General features: G+C 72.8%; 26 protein-coding genes. 11 read left to right on the forward strand and 15 right to left on the reverse strand.

Going from position 1 to position 26,588, the window contains the following annotated elements:
* Nucleotides 1-82: 82 nt before the first annotated feature.
* The 4 genes from ACGF5C_RS02740 to fdxA all read right to left on the reverse strand — a co-directional run bounded on the left by ACGF5C_RS02740 (nucleotide 83) and on the right by fdxA (nucleotide 3,410).
* A complete protein-coding gene (locus tag ACGF5C_RS02740) occupies nucleotides 83-1,108 on the reverse strand; it encodes a prephenate dehydrogenase (RefSeq protein WP_393296098.1) in 1,026 nt (341 codons plus the stop codon).
* Nucleotides 1,108-1,719: a hypothetical protein gene (locus tag ACGF5C_RS02745; protein ID WP_393296100.1), complete on the reverse strand. Its 612-nt coding sequence runs from the start codon at nucleotides 1,717-1,719 to the stop codon at nucleotides 1,108-1,110. Before ACGF5C_RS02745 ends, ACGF5C_RS02740 begins: the two co-directional genes overlap by 1 nt.
* A 261-nt stretch (nucleotides 1,720-1,980) precedes the next feature.
* Complete coding sequence (gene dapC, locus ACGF5C_RS02750; RefSeq protein WP_393296483.1) at nucleotides 1,981-3,087, reverse strand: succinyldiaminopimelate transaminase; 1,107 nt, start codon at nucleotides 3,085-3,087, stop codon at nucleotides 1,981-1,983.
* Nucleotides 3,084-3,410, reverse strand: coding sequence for a ferredoxin (gene fdxA / locus ACGF5C_RS02755; protein WP_089005361.1), 327 nt, complete (start codon nucleotides 3,408-3,410; stop codon nucleotides 3,084-3,086). Before fdxA ends, dapC begins: the two co-directional genes overlap by 4 nt.
* A gap of 79 nt (nucleotides 3,411-3,489) precedes the next feature.
* On the opposite strand from fdxA, the gene ACGF5C_RS02760 reads away from it, so the two are divergent.
* Nucleotides 3,490-4,440, forward strand: a complete 951-nt coding sequence (locus ACGF5C_RS02760) for a GNAT family N-acetyltransferase (protein WP_393296102.1) — start codon at nucleotides 3,490-3,492, stop codon at nucleotides 4,438-4,440.
* Between the two features lie 173 nt (nucleotides 4,441-4,613).
* On the opposite strand, the gene ACGF5C_RS02765 is transcribed toward ACGF5C_RS02760, so the two are convergent.
* The 3 genes from ACGF5C_RS02765 to mshB form a co-directional block, all read right to left on the reverse strand.
* Nucleotides 4,614-5,081 carry a hypothetical protein gene (locus ACGF5C_RS02765; protein ID WP_393296104.1) on the reverse strand — a complete coding sequence of 156 codons (468 nt, stop codon included), beginning with the start codon at nucleotides 5,079-5,081 and terminating at the stop codon, nucleotides 4,614-4,616.
* 78 nt (nucleotides 5,082-5,159) lie between these two features.
* Nucleotides 5,160-5,600 (reverse strand): hypothetical protein, encoded by a 441-nt coding sequence (locus tag ACGF5C_RS02770; protein WP_357694477.1) that lies wholly within the window; start codon nucleotides 5,598-5,600, stop codon nucleotides 5,160-5,162.
* A 17-nt stretch (nucleotides 5,601-5,617) separates the two neighbouring features.
* On the reverse strand, nucleotides 5,618-6,544 hold the full coding sequence (gene mshB / locus ACGF5C_RS02775) for an N-acetyl-1-D-myo-inositol-2-amino-2-deoxy-alpha-D-glucopyranoside deacetylase (protein WP_393296106.1): 927 nt from the start codon (nucleotides 6,542-6,544) through the stop codon (nucleotides 5,618-5,620).
* Nucleotides 6,545-6,630: 86 nt separating this feature from the next.
* On the opposite strand from mshB, the gene ACGF5C_RS02780 reads away from it, so the two are divergent.
* On the forward strand, nucleotides 6,631-8,772 hold the full coding sequence (locus tag ACGF5C_RS02780) for a prolyl oligopeptidase family serine peptidase (protein ID WP_393296108.1): 2,142 nt from the start codon (nucleotides 6,631-6,633) through the stop codon (nucleotides 8,770-8,772).
* Between the two features lie 166 nt (nucleotides 8,773-8,938).
* Here ACGF5C_RS02780 and ACGF5C_RS02785 read toward each other — a convergent pair whose 3' ends face one another.
* The 5 genes from ACGF5C_RS02785 to ACGF5C_RS02805 all read right to left on the reverse strand — a co-directional run bounded on the left by ACGF5C_RS02785 (nucleotide 8,939) and on the right by ACGF5C_RS02805 (nucleotide 15,087).
* The gene (locus ACGF5C_RS02785) at nucleotides 8,939-10,681 is read right to left on the reverse strand and encodes an ABC transporter substrate-binding protein (protein WP_393296110.1); all 1,743 of its coding nucleotides are present in this window, start codon (nucleotides 10,679-10,681) and stop codon (nucleotides 8,939-8,941) included.
* Nucleotides 10,682-10,839: 158 nt separating this feature from the next.
* Entirely contained in the window at nucleotides 10,840-11,826 is a 987-nt protein-coding gene (locus ACGF5C_RS02790; protein WP_357694413.1) for an ABC transporter permease, read from the reverse strand.
* 9 nt (nucleotides 11,827-11,835) lie between these two features.
* The gene (locus ACGF5C_RS02795) at nucleotides 11,836-12,843 is read right to left on the reverse strand and encodes an ABC transporter permease (RefSeq protein WP_350703894.1); all 1,008 of its coding nucleotides are present in this window, start codon (nucleotides 12,841-12,843) and stop codon (nucleotides 11,836-11,838) included.
* Complete coding sequence (locus tag ACGF5C_RS02800) at nucleotides 12,840-13,976, reverse strand: ABC transporter ATP-binding protein (RefSeq protein ID WP_393296113.1); 1,137 nt, start codon at nucleotides 13,974-13,976, stop codon at nucleotides 12,840-12,842. Before ACGF5C_RS02800 ends, ACGF5C_RS02795 begins: the two co-directional genes overlap by 4 nt.
* 55 nt (nucleotides 13,977-14,031) lie before the next feature.
* Nucleotides 14,032-15,087, reverse strand: a complete 1,056-nt coding sequence (locus ACGF5C_RS02805) for an ABC transporter ATP-binding protein (RefSeq protein ID WP_350704163.1) — start codon at nucleotides 15,085-15,087, stop codon at nucleotides 14,032-14,034.
* A gap of 277 nt (nucleotides 15,088-15,364) precedes the next feature.
* On the opposite strand from ACGF5C_RS02805, the gene ACGF5C_RS02810 reads away from it, so the two are divergent.
* From ACGF5C_RS02810 to ACGF5C_RS02835, 6 genes are all read left to right on the forward strand, one after another.
* Entirely contained in the window at nucleotides 15,365-15,913 is a 549-nt protein-coding gene (locus ACGF5C_RS02810) for a Uma2 family endonuclease (protein WP_393296115.1), read from the forward strand.
* Nucleotides 15,914-15,946: 33 nt separating this feature from the next.
* Nucleotides 15,947-17,383, forward strand: a complete 1,437-nt coding sequence (locus ACGF5C_RS02815; protein WP_393296117.1) for a TldD/PmbA family protein — start codon at nucleotides 15,947-15,949, stop codon at nucleotides 17,381-17,383.
* Nucleotides 17,384-17,507: 124 nt separating this feature from the next.
* Nucleotides 17,508-18,962, forward strand: coding sequence for a metallopeptidase TldD-related protein (locus ACGF5C_RS02820; RefSeq protein ID WP_393296119.1), 1,455 nt, complete (start codon nucleotides 17,508-17,510; stop codon nucleotides 18,960-18,962).
* 357 nt (nucleotides 18,963-19,319) lie between these two features.
* Nucleotides 19,320-20,120, forward strand: a complete 801-nt coding sequence (locus ACGF5C_RS02825; protein ID WP_393296121.1) for a hypothetical protein — start codon at nucleotides 19,320-19,322, stop codon at nucleotides 20,118-20,120.
* 12 nt (nucleotides 20,121-20,132) lie between these two features.
* The gene (locus ACGF5C_RS02830; protein WP_393296123.1) at nucleotides 20,133-22,085 is read left to right on the forward strand and encodes a fumarate reductase/succinate dehydrogenase flavoprotein subunit; all 1,953 of its coding nucleotides are present in this window, start codon (nucleotides 20,133-20,135) and stop codon (nucleotides 22,083-22,085) included.
* Complete coding sequence (locus ACGF5C_RS02835; RefSeq protein ID WP_393296125.1) at nucleotides 22,085-23,182, forward strand: succinate dehydrogenase/fumarate reductase iron-sulfur subunit; 1,098 nt, start codon at nucleotides 22,085-22,087, stop codon at nucleotides 23,180-23,182. Before ACGF5C_RS02830 ends, ACGF5C_RS02835 begins: the two co-directional genes overlap by 1 nt.
* A 76-nt stretch (nucleotides 23,183-23,258) precedes the next feature.
* On the opposite strand, the gene ACGF5C_RS02840 is transcribed toward ACGF5C_RS02835, so the two are convergent.
* Complete coding sequence (locus ACGF5C_RS02840; protein WP_393296127.1) at nucleotides 23,259-23,699, reverse strand: (deoxy)nucleoside triphosphate pyrophosphohydrolase; 441 nt, start codon at nucleotides 23,697-23,699, stop codon at nucleotides 23,259-23,261.
* Between the two features lie 183 nt (nucleotides 23,700-23,882).
* On the opposite strand from ACGF5C_RS02840, the gene ACGF5C_RS02845 reads away from it, so the two are divergent.
* The gene (locus ACGF5C_RS02845) at nucleotides 23,883-24,188 is read left to right on the forward strand and encodes a 4a-hydroxytetrahydrobiopterin dehydratase (RefSeq protein ID WP_393296129.1); all 306 of its coding nucleotides are present in this window, start codon (nucleotides 23,883-23,885) and stop codon (nucleotides 24,186-24,188) included.
* 12 nt (nucleotides 24,189-24,200) lie between these two features.
* Here ACGF5C_RS02845 and ACGF5C_RS02850 read toward each other — a convergent pair whose 3' ends face one another.
* Both ACGF5C_RS02850 and ACGF5C_RS02855 read right to left on the reverse strand, forming a co-directional pair.
* Nucleotides 24,201-24,593: a VOC family protein gene (locus ACGF5C_RS02850; RefSeq protein ID WP_393296131.1), complete on the reverse strand. Its 393-nt coding sequence runs from the start codon at nucleotides 24,591-24,593 to the stop codon at nucleotides 24,201-24,203.
* On the reverse strand, nucleotides 24,590-24,781 hold the full coding sequence (locus tag ACGF5C_RS02855; RefSeq protein ID WP_393296133.1) for a hypothetical protein: 192 nt from the start codon (nucleotides 24,779-24,781) through the stop codon (nucleotides 24,590-24,592). The genes ACGF5C_RS02850 and ACGF5C_RS02855 overlap by 4 nt, the downstream gene beginning before the upstream one ends.
* 87 nt (nucleotides 24,782-24,868) lie before the next feature.
* Here ACGF5C_RS02855 and ACGF5C_RS02860 point away from each other — a divergent pair, with 87 nt between their 5' ends.
* Both ACGF5C_RS02860 and ACGF5C_RS02865 read left to right on the forward strand, forming a co-directional pair.
* Entirely contained in the window at nucleotides 24,869-25,753 is an 885-nt protein-coding gene (locus ACGF5C_RS02860) for a LysR family transcriptional regulator (protein WP_393296485.1), read from the forward strand.
* A gap of 79 nt (nucleotides 25,754-25,832) precedes the next feature.
* Nucleotides 25,833-26,570 (forward strand): class I SAM-dependent methyltransferase, encoded by a 738-nt coding sequence (locus ACGF5C_RS02865; RefSeq protein WP_393296135.1) that lies wholly within the window; start codon nucleotides 25,833-25,835, stop codon nucleotides 26,568-26,570.
* Nucleotides 26,571-26,588 lie beyond the last annotated feature (18 nt).

The raw sequence follows: 26,588 nt of genomic DNA on the forward strand, positions 1-26,588 counted from the left end.
CGGCGACCGGCCGACGTGCCGCGGCGCGCCGACCGTCCTCGGCGCCGGCTCGCCGGCGCAGGAGACCCTGCGGGCCGCCCGGTCAGGCGGGGTCGGCGGATGCCGGGAGGTGGCCGGTGTAGGCGACGGTGCCGGGGCCGACGCGGCAGCCGGTGAGGTGCCCGCCCGCCTCGCCCAGCGCCAGCAGGTACGCGAGCTCGTCGGCGTGGTCCCCGCTCGTCGGGAACTCCCGCCGGGACGCGTGCAGGTCCCGGTCGAGCAGGGCCGTCCGCAGGTCGCGGGCCTGCCGGTAGCCCTCGACGAGCGCGTCCAGGTCGTCGCGGGCCAATGCCGCCGACAGCTCGTCCAGGAAGGCGCGCACCCGGTCGAGCTGCCGGACGACCTGCTCGCGGTTGTGGAACAGCATGTCCGCGGTCCGCTTCGCGGGCGTGCCGGCGATCCGGGTGCCGTCCCGGAAGCTGCCCGCGGCGAGCCCGAGCACGGCGTCCCGGACGTCCGACCGGGCCACCGCACCGGCGAGGCTGCCGGCCAACAGGTGGGGGACGTGGGACGACAGGGCCACCACCGCGTCGTGCACGGACGGGGACATCGGCACCACCCGGGCCGCGAAGACGTCCACGACGAGCCCGGCCAGAAGCCGGAACGCGTTGATGCCCTCCGGCGCCGGGCAGAGCACCCAGGCCGCCCCCTCGAACAGCGCCGGCACGGCGGCGGTCAGCCCGAACCGCTCCGTGCCCGCCATCGGGTGCCCAGGGACGAACCGGCCGGTCAGGCCGCGCTCGACGGCGAAGGCCGCCAACCCGCCCTTGGTGCTGCCCACGTCGGTGACCACGCAGCCCTCGGGTGTGTGGGCGGCGACGGTGACCAGGGCCTCCGGCAGGGTCGGCAGTGGCCCGCCGAGGAATACCAGGTCACGGTCGCGCACCGCCTCGACCAGTTCGTCGGGGAAGGCGATCCCCCGGCGGCGCCCCTCCGCCCGGGTGGCCTCGTCGGGATCCCAGCCGGCGACGTCCACGCCCGCCTCGTGCAACCGCACCAGGATCGACCCGCCGATGAGGCCGGTGCCCACCACGGCGGCCCGCAACGGCCCGCCGGGTCTCTCACGCATCAGGCACCTCGGCGTTTCGGTCGGTACATGTCGAGGACGCCCCGACTCGCTTCGGCGCCGAGGATATCGCTTTTCCAGTACCCCTTCATCTCCCGCTCGCCGAGCGGCGCGAGGGTCAGCATGCCGCTGCGCGGCGCGTAGTCCTCGTGCGCGTCACCGATCTTGTAGATGAGTTCGAGCTGGCCCTTGTCGTACGTGACGCCGACGGACGAGACGGTGGCGAAGCAGCGGGCGACGAACCCGGGCTCGCGGCGGACCGCCGCCATGGCGTCCTGCTCGGTCCGGTAGAGCTGGACGGAGTAGGTCAGCTCACCGCCGCGCAGGCCGATGTCGGCCACCCCCCAGGTGCCCGACGACGACTCGTAGACCCACTGGCCCAGCACCGGGTGGGCCCAGATCAGCAGGAACAGCCGCTGCACCACGCCACCGATGAGGGCCAGGCTGAGCGCGGACACCAGCACGGCCAGCACCTTGGCCCCGCTGTCGCGCAGCTCGGCCTGCTGGAGGACGGCGACGTTCAGCACGCCGAAGATCACGGCGGCCGTCGCCAGGGACGCCTGCCGCACGCCGTCGATGTTCCGGTCCCGCAGCAGCGGGTGCAGGTAGCGCACCTCAGCCCGCCCTCGCGCCGGACCGGGAGGCCCCGGCCTCGCTGGCCGGTCGACCGCTCCCGGCCACCCGCAACTTGCCGTCCATCGCCACGCCCCCCGACTTCGGCCTGTCCGGGCGCGCGCACGACCGCGACGTGACGCAAGACCACATGCGAGGCCCGCGGCAGACTACCGCCCGGAGGGCACCCCCGGCGACCCCGTCGAGCCACCGCTCCGCGCGGGTGCCGGGGTCGTACGGCGGGGCGCCGCAGTCGCGCGGGGTCAGCCGCGCAGCCGGCCGGCGACCGCCGCCACGTGCGCGTCGGACGCGGTCAGCGCCACCCGGACGTGCTGCCGGCCGGCCGGGCCGTAGAGGGCGCCGGCGGCGGCCAGGATGCCCCGGCGGGCCAGCCAGTCGACCGTCTCCCAGCCGTCCTCACCCCGGGTCAGCCAGAGGTAGAGGCCCGCCTCGGAGTGCTCGACGGTGAAGCCGGCCCCGGTGAACGCGGCGTGCAGGATCTCCCGCCGGGCCCGGTAGCGCTCCCGTTGCTCGTCGGCGTGCCGCTCGTCGCGCAGCGCGGCCACCATCGCGGCCTGCACGGGCGCGGGCACGATCATGCCGGCGTGCTTGCGGACCTTGAGCAGCTCCGCCACGAGCGCCGGGTCGCCGGCGACGAACCCGGCCCGGTAGCCGGCCAGGTTGGACCGCTTGGAGAGCGAGTGCACCGCCAGCACGCCGTCGTACGACCCGCCGCAGACCTCGGGCGAGAGCACCGAGACCGGCTCGGCGGACCAGCCCAGGGGCAGGTAGCACTCGTCGCTGGCGACCACCGCGCCGCGCTCCCGGGCCCAGTCGACCACCTTGCGCAGGTGGGCCGCCGGAAGTACCCGCCCGGTCGGGTTGCCCGGCGAGTTGACCCAGACCAGGCGCACCCGGGGGGTCGGGCCGACCGCGGTTAGCGAGTCGGCGCGCACGACGGTGGCCCCGACGAGCCGGGCGCCGTCCTCGTACGTCGGGTAGGCGACCGACGGCACCACGACGACGTCACCGGGGCCCACCCCGAGCAGGGTGGGCAGCCAGGCGACGAGTTCCTTGGAGCCGATCGTCGGCAGCACGCCGAGGCCGTCGACGCCCGCCCCGCAGGCCCGCGCGACCCAGGCGGCGATCGCCTCGCGCAGCGCCGGCGTGCCGGCGGTCAGCGGGTAGCCCGGGGCGTCCGACGCCTCGGCGAGTGCCCGCCGGATCACCTCGGGCACCGGATCGACCGGCGTGCCCATGGAGAGGTTGATCAGCCCCTCCGGGTGCGCCGCGGCCAGCGCGGCCGCGGCGTCCAGGGTGTCCCAGGTGAACTCGGGCAGCCGCGACGAGACCGGCACGGGGCGGTTCAGTGGCCCTCGCCGCGCGGCGGCTGCGCGGCGACGAAGGACGCGTCCTTCTCCACCTTGCCGATCTTCGAGGCGCCACCGGGCGAGCCCAGGTCCTCGAAGAACTCGTAGTTGGCGCCGGTGTAGTCCTTCCACTGCTCCGGGACGTCGTCCTCGTAGAAGATCGCCTCGACCGGGCAGACAGGCTCACAGGCACCACAGTCGACGCACTCGTCGGGGTGGATGTAGAGCATCCGGTTGCCCTCGTAAATGCAGTCGACCGGGCACTCCTCGATGCATGCCTTGTCGAGCACATCCACGCACGGCTCGGCGATGATGTAGGTCACCGGTCTTCTCCTCCGCAAGACACGCCGCGATCACCCGCGACGGTAAGAGCCTAGTATCTCGCCGGGGAGGGGGTCGATCGTGCTCCGACAGCAGGATGTGGGACACCGGATCGTGGTCCGCCGGATTGTGGGGATTCGCGAAGGCCGGCCCCTCTTCTCGGACGCCCTCGGCGAGCTGGTCGAGCTGAGCGAGACCCATCTCACTCTCGCCACCGCGCACGGCCGGCTCCGGGTCCCGGTGGCCGAGGTGCACCGGGCCAAGCGGGTGCCGCCGACCCGCCGGCCCACCGCCGCGGCCGTGGTCGAGCTGGAGCTGGCCGCCGACGAGGCGTGGCCCGCCGCAGTCCGGGGTCGGCTCGGGGACTGGCTGCTGCGCGCGGCCGACGGCTGGACCGGCCGGGCCAACTCGGCGCTGCCGGTCGGCGACCCGGACCGGCCGCTGCCCGCCGCGCTCGACGCGGTGGAACGCTGGTACGCCGACCTCGGCCAACCGGCGCTGGTCAACACCCCGCTGCCGCTCGCCGCCCCGGTCGGCGCCGAGCTGGACGCGCGGGGCTGGGGCAGCGGCCCGCCCGTGCTGGTGCAGACCGTGCCGCTGGCGGGCCTGCCGCCGGCCGCCGCCGGGTCACCGCCGGTCGAGCTGGCCGCCGCGCCGTCGGACGACTGGCTCGCCGTCGTCGCGGGCCGCAAGGGCGGCCTGCCGGACGCCGCCCGGCACGTGCTCACCGCCGTGGGCCAGGTCCGCTTCGCCCACGTGTACGCCGACGGCACGCTGCTCGCCATCGGCCGCGGCACGGTCACCGGGCCGGGGCGCTGGCTCGGGCTCAGCGTGATCGAGGTGCGGCCCGAGGCGAGGCGGCAGGGCCTGGCAGGCCGGGTCGTCCGCGCGCTCGCCGACTGGGGCGCCGCGACCGGCGCCTCGCGCGCCTTTCTCCAGGTCGAGCAGCGCAACGCCCCGGCGGTGGCCCTCTACCGGGCCCTCGGCTTCACCACCCACCACACCTACCTGACCCGCACCGCCCCGCACTGACCGCGCCGCCCTCCGGTGCGGGCAGGAGTCGCGCCCGACATCCGGCCCCCGCCCTCCGGGCGGGGGCCGTGCCCAGCTGTGCGGGCTCGACAGGGGCCGAACAGGGGCGTGGTGCCGCCACGAGGGCCCGGGCCGGTCCCGGCGCGCGCCCGTGGACCGGAGCCGCGCGTGGGTCAGCGGCGGACGACCTTGCGGGGCTTGGTGGCCTTCAGCTCGGCGTACCGCTTGAGGGACTGCGAGCGGTGGTCAAGGCCGAGCGCCGTGAGGAGCAGGTAGCCGAGCAGCACCCCGACGCCGGTGGCCGCGAGGTAGAGCCAGATCTGGGCGAAGAACGTGCCCGCGCCCCCGCCGAACGGGTTCTCCCCGACCAGCAGCGGCCCGACCAGCACCGTCAGCAGCAGCGCGACGCCGACCGCGGCGGCCATGTCGGACCCCCAGGCGGCGAGCGGCCGACGCCTGCCCCAGAGGAAGGCGACCGCGGCCAGCGCCAGCCCGATCACCGCGAACATCCCGAGCGACACCCGGTCGGCGGCGGCGGTGTCGTCACCGTCGAAGCCGAACCGGATGACCAGCCGGGCGACCACGTTGACCCCGAACAGCGCGACCGCGAGTATCCCGATCGCGCGCCACCGCTCCCTCATCGCACGCCTCCCGCCGTACCGCCCGCCTCCGCGGCGGGCTTCCTGGCAGGAATGTCTACCACCGGAACCTGTGTGTCGTCAGTCCCCCGGACGGACGGGCGGCGGCGCCAGGACCTGCCGGAAGCCCATCACCGCGAAGGTCATCGCGCCGGCCACGATCATCGCCAGGCCGACCCAGTTGTCGCCGGCGACGAGCAGGTCCCCCTCGGCGGTGCGGACCGCCGCCACCGCCATCAGGACAAACCAGGGCAGCGCGGGCAGCGCCACCGCCCAGCGACGGCCGACCGCCTCGTGGGCGAACCAGCTCAGCGCGATGTTGGCCGCGACGGCGACGACCACCGAGACGCCGATCAGCTGCCCGCCGACCCGGAGCGTGGCGAGCAGCAGCTCCAGCACCGCGGTCAGCACCCCGCCGAGGACGGCGACCAGCCCGCCGGCCACCCGCAGTGCCAGGTCGAGCAGCAGCCGGGACCGGCCGGGCGGCGGTGGCGGGGCGCTCTCCTCGGGGACGACCGACATCGGCGCGGCGGGCAGCGTCACCGGAGGCCGGCCGCCCCGACCGGGGACCGGTCCGGGCCGTCGGCGACGTCGAGCCCGGCGAAGAGGTCGTCCTCCCAGCCGTACGGCCCGCTGCCCGGGCCCTTCTCGCCCACCGCGAGGGTGTAGTACTCCACGCCCATGAACTCGCTGCCGAAGTTGCCGGCGATCGAGTAGAGCCAGGAGGTGTCGGGGATCTGGGTGACGTGCGCACGCATCGCCGCCTCCTTGGCGGCATGCTGGTCGGTGGCGTCGATCCGCGCCGCGATCTGCGCGTCGGGCGTGCAGAACGGCAGCTCGATGGCCTGGTCGATGCCGGCGAAGGGGTTGTCCGACGAGCCGGCGAAGTGCTCCATCCCGGCTTCCAGCACGCTCTGCGGCATGGCCGTCCAGTAGACCTTGGCCGGGGCGAGGCCCTCGGCGCGGGCCAGCTCGACGGCGCGCATCGTCACCCGGTGCGCCTGGATGTGGTCGGGGTGCCCGTAGAAGCCGTTGTCGTCGTAGGTGACCACGACCTGCGGGCGTACCTCCCGCATGATCTCCACCAGGTGGCCGGCGGCCTCGTCGAGGTCGGCCTGCCAGAAGGCCCGGGGGTGCTCGTTGGTAGCGAGCCCCATCATGCCGGAGTCGCGGTAGCGGCCGGCGCCGCCGAGGAAGCGGTGGTCGGTGACGCCGAGCGCGGCGCACGCGGCGTTCAGCTCGGCGATCCGCCACCCGCCGAGCTGGTCGGCCTCGGCGGCGGCGAGCTGGGCCAGCGCCGGCACGTGGATCTCGCCCTCCTCGCCGAGCGTGCAGGTCACCAGGGTGACGTGGGCACCGGCGGCGGCGTAGTGCGCCATCGTCGAGCCGGTGCCGATGGACTCGTCGTCGGGGTGCGCGTGGACCAGCAGGAGGCGGCGGTCGGGCAGCGTCGTCACGGTGGTCACTCTATCCGGCGGTTCTCCTCCGCCCGCCGTGACGCGTCCACGCAGGTCGGCCACATCACCCCCGGCGCCGCTCTACGATCTGGCCTGTGGACTTTCCGGAGCTGGCCGCCCGCACCCGCCGGTTCAGCCGCGGAGCGCCGCGCGCGGTCGCCGTGGCCGACGACGGCTCCCGGGTGGTCTTCCTGCGCTCGGCCGGCCCCGAGGACCCGGCCGACGCGCTCTGGCTGCTGGACGTGGCGACCGGCGAGGAGCGGCTGGTCGCCGACCCGGCGGCGCTGCTCGGGGCGGACGCCGACGTCGACGCGCTCAGCCCCGGCGAACGCGCGCTGCGCGAGCGGCTGCGGCTGAGCGCCTCCGGCATCGGCTCGTACGCGCTGGACGCCGCCGGCCGGGTGGCGGTCTTCGCGCTGGCCGGCCGGCTGTTCCGGGCCGACCTGGTGCACGGCGACGTGGTCGAGGTAGCCACCGTCGGCCCGGTGCTCGACCCGCGGCCCGACCCGACCGGGCAGCGCCTGGCGTACGTGACCGACGCCGCCGAGGGGGTCCGCCGGGGTCAGCTGCGGGTGGTCGAACACGACGGCACGGACACCCTGCTGGCCGGCGAGGACTCCGGGGTGACCTGGGGGTTGGCCGAGCACATCGCGGCCGAGGAGTTCGACCGGTTCCGCGGCTACTGGTGGGCGCCCGACGGGCGCTCCGTGCTGGCCGCCCGGGTGGACGAGTCCCGGCTGGACCGCTGGCACCTGCACGACCCGGCCGACCCGGCGAGCCCGCCGACCACGGTCGCGTACCCCCGGGCGGGCGGCCCGAACGCCGAGGTCAGCCTGCACCTGCTCGACCTCGACGACGGCTGGGTCGACGTGCACTGGGACCGGGAGACCTACCCGTACCTGACCGCGGTGCACTGGGCCGACGGCGGGCCGCTGATCACCGTGCTGCGCCGTTCCCAGCAGCACGGCCTGGTGCTCGCGGTCGACCCGCGTACTGGCGAGACGCAGGTGCACGCCGAACTGGCCGACCCGCGCTGGGTGGAGCCGATCCCCGGCACCCCGGCGCACCTGCCGGACGGCCGGGTGCTGGTCGGCGGGGAACTGGCCCACGACGGGTACGACGCCCGCTGCCTCTTCGCCGACGGGACCCTGCTCACCCCGCCGTCGCTCTACGTGCGACGGGTGGTGGGGCGGCTGCCCGGCGGCACCGGCCCGGCCGACCTGCTGGTGGAGGCGAGCGACGGGGAGCCGAGCGAGCGGCACCTGTTCCGGGTGCGCACCACGATCGGCGGCGGCGTCGACGCCTGCCGGATCACCACCGACCCGGGCTGGCACACCGCCGCCGTCGGCGGGGACGTGCTGGTGGTGGGCAGCGCCTCGCTCGACCACCCGGGCACCCGGTGGACGGTGTGGCAGGGCGAGCGCGAGGTGGCCGTGCTGCGTTCGCTCGCCGCGACCCCGCCGTACTCGCCGCTGCCGCTGCTGGAGCGGGTCACCGACCGGCGGCTGCCGACGGCGGTGCTCTACCCGGACAACTACGTCACCGGGCGGCGGCTGCCGGTGCTGCTGGACGTCTACGGCGGGCCGGGGCACCAGGAGGTGCTCGCCGCCCGCTCGGCCTGGCTGGAGCGCCAGTGGTGGGCCGACGCCGGCTTCGCGGTGGTCACCGTCGACAACCGCGGCACCCCGGGCGTGGCCCCCTCCTTCGAGAAGGCGATCCACCGGCGGGTGGCCGACGTCGTGCTGCTCGACCAGGTGGACGCACTCACCGCGTTGGCCGGCAAGCATCCCGACCTCGATCTCGGCCGGGTGGCCGTGCGCGGCTGGTCGTTCGGCGGCTGGCTGGCGGGGCTGGCGGTGCTGCGGCACCCGGAGTTGTTCCGGTGCGGCATCGTCGGGGCGCCGGTCACCGACTGGGCGCTGTACGACACCGCGTACAGCGAGCGCTACCTGGGCCTGCCGGACGACGGCACGGACATCTACGCGCACCACTCGCTGGTGGAGCTGGCCGGCGAGCCGGTGACCGATCCGGAGTCGGCCCGGCCGCTGCTGCTGGTGCACGGCCTGGTCGACGACAACGTGGTGGCCGCGCACACCCTGCGCCTGTCGGCGGCGCTGCTGGCGACCGGCCGGCCGCACTCGGTGCTCCCGCTGACCGGGGCCACCCACATGGCCGCCGGCGGCACCGCGGAACGCCTGCTCAGGCTGGAGCTGGACTTCGTCCGCCGGCACCTGTAAGGAGGGGCACCTTATTAACGCCTGCGGTAGAGGAAGGGTCCCTTCCTAACGAAAGTTGTTAGGAAGGGACCCTTCCTTACAGATGGGCGGCGCGGGGCGGATGCGCGGAGGCCCCGGTCGACGACGCTGTCGACCGGGGCCCGTCCGTGCGGTTGGTGCCTGTGGGTTACTGCTTGACGTGCGCGTTCACGAAGGACGGGTAGCCGAAGACGCTGGAGACGAAGACCCCGCCGGCCTTGGAGCCGTGCACGAGGTAGGCCACGTCGACGTAGAGCGGCACGACCGGGGCGTGCTCCTTCATGATCCGCTCGTCGAGCTTGGCCCACTCGGGGCCCTGCTCGCCGGGCGGGAGGGCCAGGATCCGGTCGAACTCGGCGTTGATCGCCGGGTCGTTGAAGAACGCGCTGTTGCTGTTGCCCTCGGGCTTGATGGTGCGGCCGTCGTAGAGCACCGGCAGGATCGAGGCGCCGCTCGGCCAGTCCGCCGCCCAGTTACCGATGTACAGGTCCCAGGGGTTGTCCTTCTTCTTGACCTCGTCGAGCTTCGAGTCGTCCGGGATGTTCCGGACGGTGATCTTGAAGCCGGCCCGCTCCAGGTTGCCCTTGAGCTGGGTGGCGATCTGCTGCTCATCCGTGTTGTCCGCGACGCCGAGCACCAGCTCCGGCGTCTGGCCGCCGAGCAGCTCCTTGGCCTTGTCGACGTTGCCGTTCGCGCCGGCCGGGTAGGCGTCGTACGCCTTGTAGCCGATCGTCGACGGCGGCATCAGCGTGGTCAGCGGCGAGGCGACGGTCTGCCCGCCGACCGACTTGATCAGGCCCTCGCGGTCGATGGCGTAGTTCAGCGCCTGGCGGACCTTCAGGTCCTTGACCCGCTGGTTGTTGATGACGAGCTGGTTGGCGCTCGGCGTCGGGGAGAGGATGCTCCGCTGCTTGAGCGCCGGGTCGTTGGCGACCTTGGCGACCAGCGAGGCGGGCACGTAGTTCCAGGCGACGGCGCTCTGGTCGGCGCCGTTGTCGGCGATCACCCGGTTGTTCGCGGCGTCGGCGGTCGGGCCGAAGCTCCAGACGAACTGGTCCGGGTACTGGTGCCGCACCGGGTCGGTGTTCGGGTCCCAGTGCGGGTTCCGGTCCAGGGTGAGCTGCACGCCGACCTGGTTCTTGGCGACCTTGTAGGGCCCGGACGAGAACGGCGCGTTGTCGAGGTTGACGCCGGTGTCCTTGTCCGCCGGCAGCGGCGCGGTGGTCGGCAGCGAGACCGCGAACGGCAGGTCACAGCGGGGCTTGGCGAACTCGAAGCGCAGGGTCTTCGGGTCCGGGGTGGTCAGGCCCGGGGGCAGCGAGGTCTTGTTGGCCTTGAAGTCCCACTTGGTGTCGAACTGCGGGCTGTCGGCCAGCCACTCCTGGATGTAGGTCGGGCCGCCGGAGAGGTCCGGGTCGAAGGAGCGGGCGATGCCGTACGCGATCTCCTTGGAGGTGATCGGCCGGCCGTCCTCGAACTTGACCCCGTCCTTGATCTTGAATTCCCAGACCTTGCAGTCGTTGTTGACGTTGGTGCCCGGCGTCTCGGCCAGGTCGCCGACGAGGACCAGGCCGCCCTTGCCGTCGTCCTTCCACGTGGTCAGGTAACGGGAGAACAGCGGCGACGCCATCAGGCCGGCGAACGAGTACGTCCGCTGCGGGTCCAGGTGGGAGATGGGGGTCTCCCGGATGATGGTGAAGGTGCCGCCCTTCTGGGCGCCCGGCACCTCGGCCGCCGGGCCCTTGGAGTCCTTCGGGTCGGTCGCGATGACCCCGGTCTGCTGCCGGTTCGTGTCCACCGTGGTGCCCTCGCCCGTGTTCTCCGAGCACGCACCCAATGCCACAACCAGTGCGATCGCGCCGCCTGCGGCGGCCGCCACGCGTGGTCGCATCTCCTACCTCCTCCACCCAGGTGCCGCCGGGCGTGAACGCCGACGTCCCGAGGATCGTAAAGAAGAAAACCTACGAGTTGTGTAACAGTTGTCGATAAATTTCACCGCCGTCCGACCGGCGGACGCCCGGGGCGGGCGCGCCGGCCGGGACGGGCGGGTCACCCGAGCCGTACGCGGGGGTCGATGGCGGCGTAGAGCAGGTCGACCAGCACGTTGGCGATCACCACGAAGACCGCCGAGATGAGCACGGTCGCCATGATGGTGGGCAGGTCGCCGGCCCGCACCGCCTCGACGGCGGTCCGCCCCAGCCCCTGGATGCCGAAGGTGGTCTCGGTGATCACCGTGCCGCCCAGCGCCGCCCCGACGTCCAGGCCGGCGATGGTGACCACCGGGGTGATCGCGGCGCGCAGCGCGTGCCGCCCGTACACCTTCGGTTTCGCCAGGCCCTTCGCCCGCGCGGTGCGCACGAAGTCCTCGGAGAGCGTCTCCAGCATCTGCGCCCTCGACAGGCGGGCGTAGATGGCGGAGAAGAGGAAGGCCAGCGCGACCCAGGAGAGCACCAGGCCGCTGGCCCACTTCAGGGGATTGTCGAAGATCGACGTGTAGCTCGGCACGGGCAGCAGGCGCAGGTTGTAGACGAAGACCAGCAGCAGCACCGCACCGACGAAGTAGAGCTGCAGCGAGGCGCCGGTCAGCGAGAAGCCGATCGCGGCCCGGTCGAGCCAGGTACCCCGGCGCAGCGCCGAGACCATGCCGAGGCCGACGCCGAGCAGCAGCCAGAGGATCGCCGCCGGGATCACGATGCTCAGCGTCACCGGCAGCACCCGGGCGATGGTGTCCAGCACCGCCTCGTTGTTGACGTACGACCAGCCCAGGCAGGGCGCGTCGCACCGGCCGCCCTGGGCGCTGCCCAGGTCCCGCCCGGTGAAGATGCCCTTCATGTAGCCGGCGTACTGGGTGATCAGCGGGTCACGCAGGCCCAACTCCTCGCGGACCCGCTCCAGCCGCTCGGGGTTGCAGTTCTTCGGGCACATACCGCTGACCGGGTCGCGGGGCAGCGCGAAGAACATCAGGAAGGTCAGCACGCTCACCGCGAACAGGGTGAGCACCGCCGAGAAGATCCGCTTGATCAGGAAGCGCGCCATCGATGACCCCTACCGGGACGACTTCGGGTCGAGCGCGTCGCGCAGCGCGTCGCCGAAGAGGTTGAACGCGAACACGAGCGCGAAGATCGTGATGCCGGGGAAGAAGACGAACGCCGGGTCGGTCTGGAGGTAGTCCAGGCTCTGGTAGATCATCCGACCGAAGCTCGGCGTCTCCTCGGTCAGCCCGACGCCGATGAACGACAGCGCGGCCTCGCTGGTGATGAACTGCGGCACCGCCAACGAGAACGACACCAGGATCGGCGCCCAGATGTTCGGCAGCAGTTGCCGGAAGAGCATGTGCGCCAGCCCGGCGCCGCTGGCCTTGGCGGCCTCCACGAACTCCCGCTCGCGCAGCGCGATCACCTGGCCGCGGACCAGCCGGGCGGTGCCGGTCCAGCCGAAGATCGCGAAGACGGCGATCAGCACCCCGACCCCGAAGGCGGGCGAGACCGCGTCCCGCTCGCCGTAGAAGCGCAGCGTCAGGGTCGGGGTCAGGGCCAGCGCGATGATCAGGAACGGCATGGCCAGGGTCAGGTCGGTGATCCAGTTGATCACCGCGTCGAGCCAGCCGCCGAGGTAGCCGGCGAGCGCGCCGAGCGCGATGCCGATGGCCGCCGTGATCACCGCCGCCGCGAAGGCGATCAGCAGTGAGGTACGCAGGCCGTACACCAGCCGGATGAAGATGTCCCGACCGAGGTTGGGCTCCAGCCCGAAGAAGTGGTCCCCCGACACGCCACCGGCGTAGCCCAGCGGCATGCCGAAGCCGTCCAGCTTGGCCTGGAACTGGTCACGCGGGCTGATCCCGTAGAACGCCTCGATCAGCGGCGCGGCGAGCGCCACCAGCACGAAGAAGACCAGCATCCCCCCGCTGACCATCGCCGTCCGGTCGCGGCGCAACCGGAGCATGGCGAGTTGGCCGGGCGATCGGCCGACGAAGCCCTTCTCCTTCGGCGCGTCGGCACCGCCACCCGAGTCGATCTCGGCCAGCGCCACGCCCTCCACCGGGGACATGCTCATCTCGACACCTCCTCGACGCCCGCGCCCGTGCCCGCCGGCTCGGCGTCCGTACCTGCCGGCTCCGCGTCCGTACCTGCCGGCTCGCCGCCCGCGACGTCTGCCGGCTCGGCGGCCGACGTCGCCGGCGGCTCGGCCGGGGCGGCCTCGACGGGCCCCCGCTCCGGGAAGTGGCAGGCCGCGGCCTGGCTTCCGCCGTCGCGGGGCACCAGCGCCGGCTCCTCGCTGGCGCAGATGTCCTGCGCCTTCCAGCAACGGGTGCGGAACCGGCAGCCCGACGGCGGGTTGAGCGGGGTGGGCACGTCGCCGGCCAGCCGGATCCGGCCGGCCGGGCCGAGCTTGGTGACGTCCGGGATCGCCGAGAGCAGCGCCCGGGTGTACGAGTGCTGCGGGCGCTCGTAGATGTCGTCCCGGTCGCCGATCTCGACGATCTTGCCGAGGTACATGACGGCGACCCGCTGGCAGAAGTGCCGCACCACGGCCAGGTCGTGCGCGATGAAGACGAACGCCAGGCCCAGGTCGCGCTGCAGGTCGCGGAGCAGGTTGACCACCTGCGCCTGGATCGACACGTCCAGGGCGGAGACCGGCTCGTCGGCGACGATCAGCTTCGGCCGCAGCGCCAGGGCGCGGGCGATGCCGATGCGCTGGCGCTGGCCGCCGGAGAACTCGTGCGGGTACCGGTTGTAGTGCTCCGGGTTCAGCCCGACCAGCTCCAGCAGCTCCTGCACCCGGGCCTTGATCCCGCCCGGCGGGTCGATCCCGTTGACCTGCAACGGCATCGCGACGATCCGGCCGACCGTGTGCCGGGGGTTCAGCGAGGCGTACGGGTCCTGGAAGATGATCTGAAGGTCCTGCCGCAGCGGGCGCAGCTCACGCCGGCCGGCGTGGGTGATGTCTCGCCCGGCGAACTCGATGCTCCCCGCGCTGGGCTCCAGCAGGCGGACCAGCATCCGGCCGGTCGTCGTCTTGCCGCAGCCGGACTCCCCCACCAGACCGAGCGTCTCGCCCGGGCGCACGTCGAAGTCCAGCCCGTCCACGGCCCGCACCAGGCCCGTGCTCCGCAGCCCGCTGCGCACCGGGAAGTGCTTGGCCAGCCCGCGCACCCGCAGCAGCGGCTCGACCGTCTCCACACTCATCGGGTCCCACCTTCGTTCGCGACTGCGGGACTCCGCTCCGCTGCGTTCCTCGCGCTCACCGGGCCACCCCCACGTGCGCGATGTCCTCCGCGTACAACCGGGTCCGGTCGTCGGCGGAGAGGTGACAGGCCACCAGGTGGCCGGGCGCGCCCGCCGGGCGCAGCTCTGGGACCTCGGTGCGCGAGCGGTCGCCGTTGCGGCCGGCGTACCGGCAGCGCGGGTGGAAGGCGCAGCCCGGCGGCAGGTTGATCAGGCTGGGCGGGTTTCCCTTGATCGGCACCAGGTCCGCGTCCGCGTCGCCGTGCAGGGAGGGCACGCTGGAGAGCAGGCCCCAGGTGTACGGGTGCTGCGGCCGTCGGAGCACCTGCTCGACGCTGCCGTGCTCGACAGCCCGCCCGCCGTACATGACCAGCACCTCGTCGGCGACCTGGCTGACCACGCCCAGGTCGTGCGTGATCATGATGATCGCGGAGTGGAACTCGGCCTGGAGGTCGGCCAGCAGGTCGAGGATCTGCGCCTGCACGGTCACGTCCAGGGCGGTGGTCGGCTCGTCGGCGATCAGCAGGTCCGGGTCGTTGACCAGCGCCATGGCGATCATCGCCCGCTGCCGCATGCCGCCGGAGAACTCGTGCGGGTACTGGTCGAAGCGGCGGGCCGGCTGCGGGATGCCGACCCGGCCCAGCATGTCCACCGCGCGCTGGCGGGCCTCGCGCTTGCCGGCCTTCGGGTGGTGCACCCGGTACGCCTCGGCGATCTGCCTGCCCACCGTGAAGTACGGGTGCAGCGCGGACAGCGGGTCCTGGAAGATCATCGCCATGTCCCGGCCGCGCAGCCGGCGTACCTCCTCCTCCGGCAGGCCGACCAGTTGGCGCCCGCCGACGGAGATCTCCCCGGTGATGGTGGTCCGCTTGGCGTTGTGCAGGCCGAGGATGGCCAGCGAGGTGACGCTCTTGCCCGAGCCCGACTCACCGACGATGCCGAGCGTGCGCCCCCGCTCCACCGCGAACGACACCCCGTCGACCGCGCGCACCACGCCGTCCTCGGTGTCGAAGCGGACCCGCAGGTCGCTCACCCGCAGGTACGGGTCCTGGCCGGAGCGCTGCTCCGGCACGCTGGGGCGGCCCGGTTCCCCGGACGACGCCGACTCCGGACTGCCCACGACCGCCTCCCTCAGTGACGAAGAGAACCTACAGGAAATCACTGAGGGTGAAAATAAGCTACATATCCGGGGCTGTCAGCGGGCCACAGCGTAACGACTCTGCAACGGGCTCCGACACCCCCACCAGCACATCCGCCGCCACGACTGGAACGCGACACCCGACGCCCGTCAGGTGCGACCATGGTTGCGGCAGTCACGGGAGGATCCCGTCAATGAGGTGGAGGTGACCATGACCGCAGCGGTGTTCGGCCACGACGGCCCATGGACCGAAGAGGAGTACCTCGCCCTCGGCGAGACGCGGGACCGCGTCGAACTCTTCGACTGGAGCCTCCACGTGACCCCAGCCCCCACCCCTCGCCACCAGCGGATATCGCGCAAGTTGGGGAACATCCTCGAAGCGGCTGCCGAAACGGTCGGGTTGGAGCTGCTGGAGGCGGTGAACGTCCGACTCCGACCTGGCCGGGTCCCCGTGCCCGATCTCGTGATCACCGGCCCCGTCGATCTCGACGATCCCTACATCGAGGCAGCCGACGTCCGGCTGGTGTGCGAGATCATCTCGCCGAGCAACGCTGCCACCGACAAGGTGCTCAAGATGCACTACTACGCGGCGGCCGGCATCGACTGGTACCTGCTGGTCGAGCAGGAGACCGGCGGGCTGCGCCTGTACCGCCGCCAGGGCCGCCACTACGTGGAGCAGTCGGCGACCAAGCGGGGTGAGACGCTGGAGCTGGCCGACCCCGTCCGGGCGACCATCCGGCCGGAGCAACTCGTCCCCTGACGGATGTCGGTGTGCTCGCCTAGGGTCGGGCGCATGACCGAGTTCGACGCGGCGGCCGCCGCGGTGCAGGCCGCGCTCGACGCGGGAGCCCGGTACGCCGACGCCCGGGTGATGCACCGCCGGTACGAGTCCATGTCGGCCCGCAACGGCGACATCGAGGAGCTGACCCAGGACGAGAGCATCGGGTTGGGCGTCCGCGCGCTGGTCGGGTCGAGCTGGGGCTTCCACGCCGTACCGGAGCTGTCCGACGCCGCCGCCCGCGAGGCCGGCCGGCGCGCCGCGCGGATCGCCGCAGCGAGCGCGCGGGTCCCGGGGCCGCCGATCGACCTGGTGCCGGCCGCGGCGGTAACCGCGAGCTGGGCGTCCCCCTGCGTGGTGGACCCGCTCGGCGTGCCGCTCTCCGACAAGGGCGACCTGCTGGTCGGTGCCACGCGGACGATGGCGGAGCACGGCGCCGACGTGGCCGAGGGCCTCTACCAGGTCTGGGACACGGCCAAGTGGTTCGTCTCCAGCGAGGGGCACCGGATCGACCAGCGGATCCGCGAGTGCGGCGGCGGCATCTCCGCCACCGCCGTCGGTGACGGGGAGACCCAGCGCCGCTCCTACCCGAGCTACCGAGGTCAATACGGCACCACGGGCTGGGAGCTGGTCACCTCGCTCGACCTGGCCGCGCAGGCGGCGCGGATCGCCGAGGAGGCCCGGGCGCTGCTCACCGCGCCGCCCTGCCCCGCCGGCGAGACCGACCTCATCCTCGGCGGCGAGCAACTCGCCCTGCAGATCCACGAGTCGGTCGGGCACGCCATCGAGCTGGACCGGATCCTCGGTTGGGAGGCCGCCTTTGCCGGCACCTCCTGGTTGGATCTGGCCCAGCTCGGGTCGCTGCGCTACGGCTCCGAGCTCATGAACGTCACCATCGACCCCACCATCCCCGGCGCGCTCGGCAGCTTCGGCTTCGACGACGAGGGCTCCCCGGCCGTCAGGCGCGACGCGGTGCGCGAGGGGCGCTGGGTGGGCGTGCTCGCCGGCCGGGACTCGGCCGCCGTCGCCGGCCTCGACCACGGCGGCAGCGTACGCGCCGACGGCTGGGCCCGGCTGCCGATGGTGCGGATGACCAACGTGGGCCTGGAGCCCGGCCCGCACACCCTGGAGGAGATCGTCGACGCCACCGACGACGGGGTGCTGATGGACGTCAACCGCTCCTGGTCGATCGACGACAAGCGGCTCAACTTCCAGTTCGGCTGCGAGATCGGCTGGGAGGTGAAGAAGGGCCGGCGCGGGCGGATGCTGCGCAACCCCACCTACACCGGCATCGGTCCCCTCTTCTGGCGCTCGATGGACATGCTCTCCTCGGAGACCGTCGCCTGGGGCACGCCCAACTGCGGCAAGGGCCAGCCCGGCCAGGTCGGCCACACCGGCCACCCGGCCGCGCCGGCCCGCTTCCGCAACGTCCGGGTAGGAGTTCGCGCGTGAGCGCGAGGAATGAGCGAGCGCAGCGAGCGAGTCCCGCAGTCGCGAACGAAAGGGATGCGGTGAGCGCGAGGAATGAGCGAGCGCAGCGAGCGAGTCCCGCAGTCGCGAATGACGAGGGTGCAGCATGAGTGAGCTGGAGATCGCCGGTCAGGTGGTGGAGTTGGTCCGCCGGCTCGGCGGGCCCGACGCGCAGGCCGAGGCGGTGGTCACCCGGGCCGACCTGGCGCTGACCCGGTTCGCCAACTCGTTCATCCACCAGAACGTGGCCGAGTCCGGCGTCGAGGTCCGGCTGCGGCTGCACGTCGGCGGGCGCACGGCCGCCGGCAGCGGCAGCGTGGTCACCGCCGACGGGCTGCGCGCGCTGGTCGAGCGCACCCTCGCCGCGGCGCGGCTCTGTCCGCCCGACCCGGCCTGGCCGGGCCTCGCCCCGCCGTCGCCGGCACCGACCGCCGCGACCTTCGACGAGGCCACCGCGTACGCCGAGCCGGACGTGCGGGCCGATCTGGTGCGCGCGTTCGTGGCGGCGGCCGGCGGGCTGGAGGCGGCCGGCTACTGCCGCACGGCGCACCGCTCCTCCGCGTTCGCCAATTCGGCCGGCCACTCGGCGTGGGGCCGCGCCGCCGAGGCGGCGATGGACGGCATCGCCCGCACCGGCGGCTCCGACGGCGTGGCCCGGTTCTGCGCCGACCGGCTGGCCGAGATCGACGGCGCCGCGCTCGGTGCCCGGGCCGCAGCCAAGGCGCGCGCTGCGGCCGACCCGGTCGAGTTGCCGCCCGGCCGCTACGAGGTGGTGCTGGAGCCGGCCGCCGTCGCCGACCTGCTCCAGAATCTCTCCTGGTTCGGCTTCAACGGCAAGCGGTACGCCGAGCGGCAGTCCTTCGCCGAGCCGGGGGCGGCCCAGTTCGACCCGGCGGTCACCCTGGTCGACGACCCGCTCGGCGGCTCCGGGCTGCCGTTCGACGTCGAGGGCACGCCCCGGCGCGCCGTGACCCTGGTCGAGGCGGGCACCACCCGGGCGGTGGCGCACGACCGGCGCACCGCCGTCGAGACCGGCGCGGCCTCGACCGGGCACGCGCTGGCCGGCGCCGCGACGTGGGGCCCGATGCCCCGCAACCTGCGCCTGCACGCGGCCGGACCGACGGGTGCCGGAGCCACCGGCGGCGGGCCGGCAGCGACGTCGGGCGCCGGCGCGGCGGACTCCGCCGTGCCGGGCACGGCGGGTGCGGGCGGCGGCGCGCCGGGTGTGGTGGTCGACGGAGACACCGCCGGGCTGGTCGGTCGGGTGCGGCGGGGGCTGCTGGTCAGCGACCTCTGGTACACCCGGGTGCTCGATCCGAAGAGCCTGGTCGTCACGGGCCTGACCCGCAACGGCGTCTGGCTGGTGGAGGACGGCGTGGTGACCCGGGCGGTCCGCGACCTGCGCTTCACCGAGTCCTACCCCCGTGCCCTCGGTCCCGGCGCAGTGCTCGGCGTCGGCGGCCGGGCGGTACGCCAGCCGGACCGGACGGACGGCGTCTGGTGGGAGGCCCCGCCGCTGCGGCTGGCCTCCTGGAACTTCACGGGCGGCGCCTCCAGCTGACCCCGCGGTCCGCTGCACAGATCGACCGGCCCGGCGGCCCGCTCCGCGACGGAGTCCGGGCCGGCGACGCTTCCAGGTGAGTCGCGCGCGTACGCCGGACAGGCGACAGGTGAGGTTCTTAACATCCGGACATCGATCATCGTTCGGGGCTTTCCACCGGCCGGGACACACGGGACACTGCCTTGCGCGGACGGCCCGCAAAGATCGGCGTAACGTGTGTCACTTAGCTGCGCCGTATCGCCGGCGCGGTCGTTGGTGTGCGCATGACGTGGCAAGCGGGTGCGGGTTCGCCGGTCCGCGTGCCGACCGGAAACTGATCCGCCCGCGCGTGCGGGCCCCGTCAGGGAGACGACTCGAATGACATCAACGGCAACGAGGCCGCGGGGGGCGCGCGCCGCCATCGCGGCGAAGACGTTGCGTACCGATCGCTGGTGGCTCGCCCCACTGCTCACCGTGATCGGGCTCGGCGCGTGGGTCGCGTACGCGACGGTCCGGGTCTTCATGCACGACTACTACTGGGTCGACGCGTACCACTACCTGACCCCGTTCTACTCCCCCTGTGTCACCGAACGGTGCGTCGAGGGCTCCTCGCACTTCGGCAGCTTCCTGCCCGGCTGGTGGATCATCCCGGACGCCGCGCTGACCCTGCCGTTCCTGCTGCTGTTCCGCCTCACCTGCTACTACTACCGCAAGGCGTACTACCGCTCGTTCTGGCTGTCGCCGCCCGCGTGCGCGGTGCCGGACGGGCACCAGTCCTACGGCGGCGAGACCAGGTTCCCGCTGCTCGGCCAGAACCTGCACCGCTACTTCTTCTACGCCGCCGCCGTCATCTCGCTGATCAACACCTGGGACGCGATCCTGGCCTTCCACTCGCCGAAGGGCTTCGGGTTCGGTCTGGGCAACATCATCCTGCTCGGCAACGTGGTCATGTTGTGGGCGTACACGATCTCCTGCCACTCCTGCCGGCACATCATCGGCGGGCGGCTCAAGCACTTCTCCAAGCACCCGGTGCGCTACCGGGCCTGGACCTTCATCTCCGCCCTGAACGTCCGGCACATGCAGCTCGCCTGGATCACCCTCGGCACCCTGGCCCTGACGGACTTCTACGTCATGGCGGTCGCGGCCGGCTGGTTCAACGACCTGCGGTTCATCAACTAGAGGGCCCCTGACATGACCAATCCTCACCACCAGACGAGCTCCACCACGCGAATCGAGCGGCACCACTACGACGTCGTCGTGATCGGGGCCGGCGGCGCCGGCCTGCGCGCGGCGATCGAGGCCCGCCTCGCCGGCAAGAAGACCGCGATCATCTCGAAGTCGCTCTTCGGCAAGGCGCACACGGTGATGGCCGAGGGCGGCGCCGCCGCCGCGATGGGCAACGTGAACAGCCGGGACAACTGGCAGGTGCACTTCCGCGACACCATGCGCGGCGGCAAGTTCCTCAACAACTTCCGGATGGCCGAGCTGCACGCGAAGGAGTCGCCGCAGCGGATCTGGGAGCTGGAGACGTACGGCGCGCTCTTCGACCGCACCAAGGACGGGAAGATCTCGCAGCGCAACTTCGGCGGCCACGAGTACCCGCGCCTGGCGCACGTCGGCGACCGGACCGGCCTGGAGCTGATCCGCACCCTCCAGCAGAAGATCGTCTCCCTCCAGCAGGAGGACAAGCGGGAGCACGGCGCGTACGACGCCCGGATCAAGGTCTTCGCCGAGACCACCATCACCGAGTTGCTGCTCGACGGCGACCGGGTCGCCGGCGCGTTCGGCTACTACCGGGAGTCCGGCGAGTTCGTCCTCTTCGAGGCGCCGGCCGTGGTGCTGGCGACCGGCGGCGTCGGCCGCTCCTACAAGGTCACCTCGAACTCCTGGGAGTACACGGGGGACGGGCACGCGCTGGCCCTGCGCGCCGGCGCGACGCTGATCAACATGGAGTTCCTCCAGTTCCACCCGACCGGCATGGTCTGGCCGGTGTCGGTGAAGGGGATCCTGGTCACCGAGTCGGTGCGCGGCGACGGCGGCGTGCTGAAGAACTCCGACGGCAAGCGGTTCATGTTCGACTACGTCCCCGACGTCTTCCGCAAACAGTACGCGGACAACGAGGCCGAGGCGGACCGCTGGTACAAGGACCCGGACAACAACCGGCGCCCGCCGGAGCTGCTGCCCCGCGACGAGGTCGCGCGCGCGATCAACAGCGAGGTCAAGGCCGGTCGGGGTACGCCGGCCGGCGGCGTCTACCTGGACATCGCCTCCCGGCTGCCGGCCGAGGAGATCAGGCGCCGGCTGCCGTCGATGTACCACCAGTTCAAGGAGCTGGCCGACGTCGACATCACCAAGGAGCCGATGGAGGTCGGCCCGACCTGCCACTACGTGATGGGCGGCGTGGAGGTGGACCCGGACTCGGGCGCCGCGTACGGCACCGTGCGGGGGCTCTTCGCCGCGGGTGAGGTCTCCGGCGGCATGCACGGTTCCAACCGGCTCGGCGGCAACTCGCTGTCCGACCTGCTGGTCTTCGGCAAGCGCGCGGGCGGCCACGCCGCCACGTACGCCGACAGCCTGCCGGCCCGCCCAAAGGTCCACGTCGCGGCGGTGGAGGCCGCGGTGGAGACCGCGCTGGCACCGTTGCAGCGGGACACCGGCGAGAGCCCGTACACCCTCCAGCAGGACCTCCAGGCGGTGATGGGCGACCTCGTCGGGATCATCCGGCGCGAGGGCGAGCTGGCCGACGCGCTGAGCCGGCTGGCGGAGCTGCGCGAGCGGGTGGCCAAGGTCAGCGCGAGCGGCGGCCGCCGCTACAACCCGGGCTGGCACCTGGCGCTGGACCTGCGCAACATGCTGGTGGTCTCGGAGTGCACCGCGAAGGCGGCGCTGGAGCGGCAGGAGTCGCGCGGCGGCCACACCCGGGAGGACTACCCGGCGATGGACCCGATGTGGCGCCGGGTCAACCTGGTCTGCTCGCTGGACGGCGACACCGTGCGCCTGGAGCGCAAGCCGCTGCCGAAGATGCGCGCGGAGCTGATCGGCCTCTTCGACCGCGCGGAGCTGGCCAAGTACCTCACGGACGAGGAGCTCGCCGAGTTCGACGCCCTCGTCGCCGACGCCGAGGCCGAGGAGGCGGGCAAGTAATGGCGGAGCAGAAGTCCCCCGGGGCCGGCAAGCCCGGCGCCAAGCGCCAGTTCCGCATCTGGCGCGGCGACGAGAACGGCGGTGACCTGCAGGACTACATGGTCGAGGTGAACGAGGGCGAGGTGGTCCTCGACGTCATCCACCGGCTCCAGGCCACCGACGCCCCGGATCTGGCCTGCCGGTGGAACTGCAAGGCCGGCAAGTGCGGCTCCTGCTCGATGGAGATCAACGGCAAGCCGCGGCTGAGCTGCATGACCCGGATGTCCACCTTCACGGAGGACGAGACGGTCACGGTCACCCCACTGCGCACCTTCCCGGTCATCCGGGACCTGGTCACGGACGTCTCGTTCAACTACGAGAAGGCGCGGGAGACCCCGGCGTTCGCGCCGCCGGCCGACCTGGCCCCCGGCGAGTACCGGATGCAGCAGGTCGACGTGGAGCGCTCGCAGGAGTTCCGCAAGTGCATCGAGTGCTTCCTGTGCCAGAACGTCTGCCACGTGATCCGGGACCACGAGGAGAACAAGCAGGCGTTCTCCGGGCCGCGGTTCTTCATCCGGGCCGCGGAGCTGGACATGCACCCGCTCGACGCGAGGACCGACCGCAAGGAGTACGCGCAGGCCGAACAGGGCCTCGGATTCTGCAACATCACCAAGTGCTGCACCGAGGTCTGCCCGGAGCACATCAAGATCACGGACAACGGGATCATCCCCATGAAGGAGCGGGTCGTCGACCGCAGGTACGATCCCCTCGTGTGGCTTGGTAGCAAGATCTTCCGGAGGGGTCAGGTGCCTCAGACCATCGTGACCAGCGGGCACGCCAGCGGTGCGGTGCACGGCAGCGCGGCCCACGGGGGCGTGCACTCGCACGCGGGCGGCTCGCACGACCCGCGGGCCGAGGTGCAGGCGCAGCGCGGCGTCAACTGGCACCGCGAGGTGCCGAAGCCGACGGCGCCGGCCGTGGACACCCACGGCAGGCTTCCGCTGACGGAGCTCACCTTCGACCGGGCGGCGGCACCGTCGCCGTTCGGCGAGGACGTGACCTTCCCGCTGCCGCCGGAGCACCTGAACTTCGCCCACCCGGAGCAGGACAAGCACTGAGGGCGTCGACGATGACGGGGGCCGCGGCTGTTGCCGCCGGCCCCCGTCCCGTTTTCGCCCGGGTGTCCGCTTCGGCTCAGCCGGGCGCGAGGATCGGGCGGAGGGCGGCGACGATGGGGGCGTCGGCCGGCAGCCAGGTGACGCTGTCCAACTCGTCGGCGGAGAGCCAGCGCAGTGCCGAGTGCTCCAGCGCCTGCGGCTGGTCGTCGTGCAGCAGGCGGGCCGCGTACACCTTGAGCACGGAGCGGCCGTGCGCCATCCGGACGTTGCGGCCGACCCGGTCGCCGATCTCCACGCGTACGGCGAGTTCCTCGGCGCACTCGCGGACGAGCGCGGCGGTCTCGCTCTCGCCCGGCTCCACCTTGCCGCCGGGGAACTCCCACATGCCCGCCACCTCGGGCGGGGCGGCCCGGGCGCAGGCGAGCACCTTGCCGTTCCTGATGATCGCCGCCCCGACGACGACCCTCAGGTCCCGTCGTTCGGCCTGCCCGCCGCCGTTAGCCCGTTCGGTCCGCACGGGCGTCCAGCGTGCCAGATCAATCGGCGGTTTGGGTAGCGTGGCCGACCGTCAGGGCAGGAGAACACGGAAGTGTGGGCGTGGACACACCCACCGTGCGACGACAGACTAGAGGGCACCGACAAGACACGGGACGGCGACGATTTGGCCACAAGCCGGCAACGGCGCCTGGGAGGTGCGGTGATGCGCGTGCTGTTCAACGGCCGGGCGAAGCACGACTACCTCAGCGACGCCCTCACCCTGCTCACCGGTTGGACCCGGGAGGGTGAGCAGATCCGACGGACCCTCGTGATCGACGACACGCAGCACGCGGCCCTCACCGAGCGGGTGAAGGTGGTCGCCGACGCGCTGCACCTGCGGCCCGAGATCAGCCGCCGCGCCGACCACACGCACATCAAGGTCGGGCACGGCAACGCCCCGCTGAGCGAGCGCGAGGTGCTGCTGGCCGCGCGCATCGAGGACGCGTACCGCGCGGTCACCCAGCCCTGACCTGTGCGCCGGCTACACGGCGTCCTGGGGGTACCAGCGCAGCTCGACGGAGTTGCCGTCCGGGTCCCGCACGTAGAGGGAGGTGGCGCTGCCGCGCGCGCCGAACCGGCCCACCGGCCCCTCCAGGACCGTGAACACCCCCGCGTCGACGGCGTGCTGCCAGTCCATCGGCTCCACCACCAGGCAGAAGTGGTCGACGTTGGATTCGCCCCGGTCCCGACGGACGAGGTCGATGATGGTCTCCGGGCTGACGCGTACCGACGGGAACGGGACCTTGCCGGCCCGCCACTCGTCGACCCGCACCGGGGCCAGGCCCAGCACGTCGCAGTAGAAGCCCAGCGCCCGCTCGACGTCGGAGACGTTGAGCACCAGGTGGTCGAAACCCGTGACCCGCACCGCGCTCACTTCGCCTCCAGGTCGTGGGCCTGGCGCAGCCAGTCGGTGAACAGGGCCGGGTCGACGTCGGCGAGGGTCCGCAGCTTCACTGCGGCCATCTGTCGGGCGCCCGGGACGAGCCGCCCCGACGGGTCGGTGATCTCCCGCAGCGGGGCGTCGAGGCCCGCCAGGTAGTCGGTCACTGTCGTCGTTTCCATGCCCCCCACGATGCGCCGACCGGCCCGGCCGACCAAGACGCGATCACACTACGATCGTTGAGCCGGATTCAACGACGGGACACCGACGTGCTGGAACGCCACGAGCTGGAGACCTTCCTGACCCTCGCCGAGGAGCTGCACTTCGGCCGGACGGCCGAACGCCTGCGGGTGACGACCGGGCGGATCAGCCACGTGGTCAAGAAGCTGGAACGTCGCATCGGCGCCCCGCTGTTCGCCCGCACCAGCCGGGTCGTGCAGCTCACCCCCATCGGCCGGCAGCTCGCCGACGACCTGGCGCCGCTGGTCGTCGGCATGGACGAGGCGGTACGCCGGGCCGTCGAGGCGGGGCGGGGCGTCACCGGGCGGCTGCGGGTCGCCTTCCTCGGCGAGTGGACCGCCCCGGTGCTGCTCAAGGCCGTCGCCCTGTTCGCGCAGCGCCACCCGGACTGCCAGGTCGAGGTGCACGAGGTCCAGCTCTTCAACTCGCGGCCGAGCCTGGTGGACGGCTCGATCGACATCCTGATGGCCGCGTACCCGTTCGACGGGATGGCCTGCGGGCCGGCGCTGCTGGAGGAGGAGCGGGTGCTCGCGGTGCCGGCGGGGCACCCGCTGACCCGGCAGGAGTCCGTCTCCCTGGAGGTGCTCGGCGACCACCCGGTGGTGCAGTACCCGGCGGTGACCTCGGCGGAGTTCAAGCGCGACCGCACGCCCGAGCACACCCCGTCGGGGCGGCCGGTGCCGAAGGGGCCGGCCGGCAACACCTTCTCGGAGATGCTGACGTTGGTCGCGATGGGGCGGGGCGTGCTGCCGGTGGGCGAGCACACCCGGCGCTACTACCCCCGCCCCGACGTGGCGTACGTGCCGATCCGTGACGCGCCGCCGATCCGGCGCGGCCTGGTCTGGCGGGAGAGCAACACCACGGCCCGGGTCCGCGAGTTCGTCCGGGCCGCGACCGACGCGAACGGACGCTGACCCGCACCACGTCGGCGGATGCCGGCCCTTCCGCAACGAAGTCGCCCGCACGCACCACCGGATGGCATGATCGGTGTCGATGAGGCACGGCGAGTTCCACCATCCGCGGCTGGTCCGGGTCTACGACGCCGAGTGCCCCTGGTCCCGCGACGACGACTGGTTCCTGGCGCTGGTCGACGAGACGCCCGCCGCCCGGGTGCTCGACCTGGGCTGCGGCACCGGCCGGCTCGCCCTCGCCATGGCCGCCGCCGGCCACACCGTCACCGGCGTCGACCCGGCCGGCGCCTCGCTGGCCGCGGCCCGCGCCAAGCCGGGCGCGGACCGGGTGACCTGGATCGAGGGCACCTCCGCGGTGCTCCCGGACCGGTCGTCCGACGTGGCGGTGCTGACCAGCCACGTCGCCCAGTTCTTCGTGGACGACGCCGAGTGGGCGCGTACGCTCGCCGACCTGGCCCGGGCGCTGGTGCCCGGCGGCCGGTTGGCGTTCGACTCACGCGACCCGGCGGACCGGCGGTGGGAACGCTGGAACCCGGTCGACTCGCGGCGGCGCATCACCCTGCCGGGCGGCGAGGTGGTGCGGGCGTGGACGGAGGTGACCGCCGTCGAGGGCGGCACGGTCGCCTTCACCCACCACTACCTCTTCGGTGACGGCGAGGAGCTGCTCAGCTCGGCCACCCTGCGCTTCCGCACCGAGGACGAGCTGCGGAGGTCGCTGCGGGCCGCCGGGTTCGCGGTCGAGCGGATCCACGGCGGCTGGAGCGGGGAGCCGGTCGGTCGGGGCGACGGCGAGTTCCTCGTCCTGGCCCGACGATATTGATCTTGGGTTGGCGCGCCC

Source organism: Micromonospora sp. NPDC047620 (assembly GCF_043205005.1).
Taxonomy (GTDB): domain Bacteria; phylum Actinomycetota; class Actinomycetes; order Mycobacteriales; family Micromonosporaceae; genus Micromonospora.